Source organism: Maribacter sp. (assembly GCF_049667165.1).
Taxonomy (GTDB): Bacteria; Bacteroidota; Bacteroidia; order Flavobacteriales; family Flavobacteriaceae; genus Maribacter_A.
Window position 1 is genome coordinate 1 of record NZ_JBATHS010000418.1, and the last position, 5,595, is coordinate 5,595.

A 5,595-nucleotide genomic window follows, 5' to 3' on the forward strand; every position below is an offset into this window, starting at 1 on the left:
CCTCATTATGCTCAACTACGTCAATTTTAATTTCTGTAATCTCTTTATCGTTGTATTTGATGGCATTGCCAACAAGATTGATCAATATTTGGTCAATAGCGGTCCTGTTCGTGGTTATATGTTCCAATTCTGAACTAATATCGATGGAGACCGAATTGTCGAAAGCGAACAGACCTAGAAGATCTGTCCTTAGTGCTATTAAATCAATATGAGATCCTTTTTCCTTCAGTATAGAATCACTTTTACTATAAGCCAAAAGTCCATCGACAAGCCCCTTGAGTTGACTGGCCGCTTTTCTTATAAAGCCTATCAACATTCTACCGTCATCATCCAATATCGTGTCATAGCTTTCCGAAAATACCTCGGTGGTTGTTGAAATATTGTTTAAAGGGGATTTGAGGTCATGGGCCGCTATGTAAGCGAAACGCTCCAGCTCATCATTTTTTTCCTCTAGATCAAGTAATGTTTTCTTAAGTTGCATATTGCTCTTTCGCAATTGCAGAAGGTTCATCACTTGCTTTGAAAGGGCTTTAAGGGAGGTAATCTGACTTTGGCTCAATAATTTGGGTTTGTGATCAATTACACACAAAGTTCCTAGTGGTAGTCCTTCCGGGGTAAGCAATGGGACCCCTGCGTAAAAAATGACCTGTGGTTCACCAACAACAAAAGGGTTATCATGAAAGCGTTCATCCGTTCTCGAATCCTGGACAATAAAAATATCATCTTCCTCATTTATGGCATGGGCACAGAAGGCATATTCCTTGGGTGTCTCCGAGACATCAAGTCCGAAACTGGATTTAAACCATTGCCTTTCATTATCCAATAAGCTGATCAGGGATATAGGGGAGCCACAAATTTCGGCGGCAAGTGCGGTTAGGGTATTATAATCTTCTTCAGGCAGGGTATCCAAGATGGAATAGGACGCCAAGGCCGCCAAACGTTCTTTTTCTTTACTATGGTCTATGGGTCGTATCATGCATGTTGATTATTGCTGCTTAAATACCATGAAGTGTATAGGAATATGATTATCTTTTTGATTAAACGATTTCATCCCGGTAAAAGTATTTTTATGCCTTTAAAAGCAATGGTGAATTATTTTAATTCATAGGTAATATGGCATATTGTGTAACATTACTATCCGTTTGTTCGTCTTATTGAAGCAAATACCAATACAGAGAAACACTTCATATCATGAAAAAAACAACAATCTTATTCTTATTCGTAGCATTAACCTATACCAGTTTTCAGGTTTTTGCCCAAACCCAAGAACAACAATTCGATGCCCTCTTACAGGAAACCTATACAGAAGGTACCCCTGGCGTTGCCGCATTGGTCTATAAAGAAGGAACGGTATTATATCGGAAGGCTTTTGGAATGGCAAATTTGGAACTTGATGTTCCCATGAAGCCCAACAATGTGTTTGAAATAGGTTCGATTACCAAACAGTTCACTGCCGTTTCAATTTTACTATTGATAGAGCAAGGGAAATTGAAGTTGAATGATGAGATCACCAAATATCTTCCAGATTTTCCTACGCACAACAAAAAGATTACGATACATCATCTTCTTAACCATACCTCTGGTATTAAAAGTTATACCAGTATGCCAAGTTTTATGGGTACGGCAGCAACCGATAAAACACCTATAGAGATCATAAACGTATTCAAGGACCAACCGATGGATTTTGACCCGGGTGAAAAGTGGCTTTATAACAATTCAGGATATATAATTCTAGGGTATATCATCGAGGAAATTTCCGGAAAATCCTATGCCGATTTTATTCAGGAACATATTTTTGGTCCCTTAGAAATGAAAAATTCTTACTACGGAAGTAAGAGTACGATAATAAAAAACAGGGCCACAGGCTATTCTCCGGCTGAAAATGGTTTCCAAAATGCGAAGTATCTAAGTATGACGCTTCCTTATGCCGCGGGCTCGCTTATGTCAACCGTAGATGATATGTTGCTTTGGCACAAGGCTATTCACAATAATTCGTTGATTTCTGCAAATTCAAAGGCCCTGGCATTCACAAATACCACATTGAACAATGGGGATCTTACAAATTATGGTTATGGATGGCAGATGAATGAAATTAGTGGTGTACTAAGTATTGAACATGGGGGTGGAATTTTTGGATATGTTACCCATGGCGTTTACGTGCCTTCAGAAAATGTGTATGTGATTACCTTGACCAATCGCGATGGGGTCTCACCACAAGATGCAACGGTTAAAATAGCGGCTATTGCCATGGAAAAGCCATATCCTGAGGTCGATGTGAGTGTTTCGCTTAGCAACGCCGAATTGAATGCATGGGTGGGAAATTATGAGTTTGATGATCAAGTTTTAAGAACCATCTCTTTGGAAGACGGACAATTATATAGTCAACGTGAAGGCAGCGAAAAACTGATGATTTATGCAGATTCCGCTACTAAGTTCCATTTTGAAGACGGACTCTCAACCTATGCGTTCAAGATCGAGGATGGTAAGAAAGTTGCCCATTTTAAGGCACGTATCAATGAATCCAAAGGGATTGGGACAGACAGAAAGCCAGGCACGGAAAAAGAGGAAATCAGCGTGGATACTTCAAACTACGATGATTATGTAGGCAGTTACGAATTGGTGCCAGGTTTTGCCATTACCATTACCAACAAAGACAATCAGTTATTCGCACAGGCTACAGGGCAACAGAATTTTCCTATATTTCCCGAGGCGGAAGATACGTTCTTCTATAAAGTGGTATCCGCACAACTTGTATTTGAACGTAATGATGCTGGCGAAGTTATCAATGTCACCTTGAATCAAAATGGACAGTCTTTGAAAGGGGATAAGAAATAATATCTAGACCCCAATCTTGGTCTGTATGAGGTTCGAATGGCCTTTGGCGATCAATCGGGATTTGTCTTCGTTCCAGACCTCACATTCGGCATTGATGATCTGTTTTCCCTGTTTGATGATTTTGGTCTGGGCGATAATGGTTTCCCCTACTTGGGCACGACTGAAATAATCTACGGAAAGGCTCACCGTGGTGTACACATGGGAGAGTCCCAAGGAAAAAACAGCGGCCCCCATGGCATCATCGATGATTGCCGCCGTTGTACCCCCATGAATGATGCCCAAAGGATTGGTCATTTCGTTACGCACCACATAGGAAAACTCCAGTTCACCAGCCTCTGCACTGATCAAGATAGGGTTCAACCATTGCATCAATGGGGAAGGGGATTCGGAGGCATCCTTACCAATATGTTCCTTAAAATAAGCCAGGGGTTTGTTCATGATATTCGTTTACCCCAAAGATACAATGCATGAAGTAAACAATAAACATCAATAACAATGAATGCCTCCCACTATTTTTAGTTTGTACCGGATTCAATGCCCGACCGAGACCTTATTTTGTTCCAGGCTGTCTTTTTGTATGTAATACCTGGCCACTTGCCTGATAAAGTGCTGTAATCCTTCCAATTCCTGATTGGTAATATCAGGGTGGGCAGGCATACCCATCTCAACTTTGGATCCATCCCTCACGACCGATTCGAAGGCTGCTTTGTCCAAAGGAATAAGTGAGGCCCTAAGGTCGGGTGCCATTCCCCCGCTTACATATCCATGACAAGCCGTACATTCGCCATATTTTGATGCTCCGATATTCGCTAAGGTTTCATCAATCATAAATTCGGGAACATCAATGGGTACGGGTATGACAGGGGGTTGTAATTTAGGCATGTCGGCAGTGCCATCCAACGAAAAACTGATCAGCCTTCTGGTTTGTGCCCGATACGCCCAACCTAAATTCGCTGCCTTTTCCCCACCTAGACCGGCATATCCGCCGCCCCATCCGACCAATAAAGCAATGTATTGCTTTCCATTGAGTGTATAGGTAATCGGTGGGGCGGCTATTCCCAATCCGACATCAAAGGTCCAAAGGGTTTCCCCGGTTTCGGCATTGTAGGCCAAAAATTTACCATCGGGTCTCCCTTGAAACAAAAGATTGCCCGCTGTGGTCAAGGTACCGGCATTATGCATATGTTCTTGGCGTATTTTCCACACTTCCTTTTGCTTTACGGGATCCCAGGCAATCAATGATGCTGGGTACTCCCTTGGTCTATCATCGCCAGTTGTATTAACCCCTATACCTCCTTTGAATTCTACAGCTTGCCAGGTCTCTAAATCGATACCTGCATCTGAATAGTTCGCCCCTTGATGCAAGGCCGGAATATATACAAGGCCCGTGTTCGGATTGTAGGACATGGCATGCCAGCTATGGGCCCCCCAAGCATTTGGTGCAATATAGGCGGGTTCGGTCTCGTACCTTGCCCCTTCAATTTCAACGGGCCTACCCGTTTTCATATCGATATGGGAGGCCCACGAGGTTTCTACAAAGGGTTCTGCCGATATCAACTTTCCCGTCACACGGTCTATCACATAAAAGAATCCGTTTTTTGGGGCATGCAGCAATGCTTTTACCTCCTTCCCGTCGATATTCAAATCGGCCAGGACAATATCCATATTGCTGTTATAATCCCAACTTTCCCCTGGGGTGGTCTGGTAGTGCCAAAGGTATTCCCCCGTATCCGGTTTCAGCGCTACAATCGAACATAAAAACAGATTATCGCCACCATCCGGACTTCTTATCTTTCGGTTCCAAGGAGATCCGTTTCCGGTACCTATGTACAGCACATCCAAATCGGCATCATAGGTAAACCCGTGCCAGGCGTTTCCGCCACCACCGTGTTTCCACCATTCGCCCGTCCAAGTTTCAGCGGCCATTTTCATAGCCTCGTTTTCAAAACCATCTGCCGGGTTTCCGGGAACGATATAAAATTTCCAGGCTTCTTCGCCGGTGTCGGCATCATAGGCGGTTACCCAACCTCGTGTAGGACCATTTTCCGTCCCCCCGTTTCCTATAAGCACCTTGCCTTTGAAGGCTTTAGGAGCTCCCGTGATATATAGGGATCGTTCCATGTCAAAAGTTCGTACGTTCCATATTTCGGCCCCTGTTTTGGCATCCAAGGCCACCAACCTACCATCCCAGGTAGCGGCAAAGATCTTGCCTTCATAAAAGGACAGTCCACGATTGTGTTTCCATCCTATTTTCTTTTTCCCTTCCACCGCTTTGCCCACTTCGGGATCATATTCCCATAGCAATTCCCCGGTCCCCGCATTTACGGCCCGCACTATATTCATGGTGCCCGTAAAAAAAAGTACCCCGTCTACGACAAGTGGGGTGCTCACGAGACCTACATCATAAGGAAGGTCCATAAACCAATCCACTTTTAAATTGGCTGCGTTATCGGTATTGATCTGGGTAGCCGGACTGAATCTCCTCTCGTTGTGGGTTCTACCATAGGCCAACCAGTTGGCGGTTTGTGCCTCATCTGCGATGGCCTTGTCGTCATAGCGGGTTTCGCATGAGACCATTAAAAATAATGCTAGTATGGCAGTGAGGCTAATTTTGATGTGAATGGATTTCATAGACAGTTGATTTTGTTGGTTGCACTTGAATTGCCTAGGAAATATATATGTTATTCTTTTTGGGAATGGTGCGTAGCTGACGAACCCTTCTTTTTTTTGTCCGAAAGGTAGGTTCTACTTAGCGGGATG

General features: G+C 43.5%; 4 protein-coding genes. 1 reads left to right on the forward strand and 3 read right to left on the reverse strand.

The window, feature by feature from the left end; translation table 11 throughout:
• Positions 1-976: sensor histidine kinase (locus WBM98_RS18820; protein ID WP_424367557.1), on the reverse strand; the 976-nt coding region annotated here is incomplete at its 3' end.
• 215 nt (positions 977-1,191) lie between these two features.
• Here WBM98_RS18820 and WBM98_RS18825 point away from each other — a divergent pair.
• Positions 1,192-2,835 (forward strand): serine hydrolase, encoded by a 1,644-nt coding sequence (locus WBM98_RS18825; RefSeq protein ID WP_424367558.1) that lies wholly within the window; start codon positions 1,192-1,194, stop codon positions 2,833-2,835.
• Between the two features lie 3 nt (positions 2,836-2,838).
• On the opposite strand, the gene WBM98_RS18830 is transcribed toward WBM98_RS18825, so the two are convergent.
• Complete coding sequence (locus WBM98_RS18830) at positions 2,839-3,273, reverse strand: PaaI family thioesterase (RefSeq protein ID WP_424367559.1); 435 nt, start codon at positions 3,271-3,273, stop codon at positions 2,839-2,841.
• Positions 3,274-3,366: 93 nt separating this feature from the next.
• Positions 3,367-5,466, reverse strand: coding sequence for a PQQ-dependent dehydrogenase, methanol/ethanol family (locus tag WBM98_RS18835; protein ID WP_424367560.1), 2,100 nt, complete (start codon positions 5,464-5,466; stop codon positions 3,367-3,369).
• Positions 5,467-5,595 lie beyond the last annotated feature (129 nt).

Excerpts from the sequence above, each read along its gene's own strand:
- WBM98_RS18830 (WP_424367559.1), bottom strand. The coding sequence starts at position 3,273 with ATGAACAAACCCCTGGCTTATTTTAAGGAACATATTGGTAAGGATGCC.
- WBM98_RS18825 (WP_424367558.1), top strand. The coding sequence starts at position 1,192 with ATGAAAAAAACAACAATCTTATTCTTATTCGTAGCATTAACCTATACC.
- WBM98_RS18835 (WP_424367560.1), bottom strand. The coding sequence starts at position 5,466 with ATGAAATCCATTCACATCAAAATTAGCCTCACTGCCATACTAGCATTA.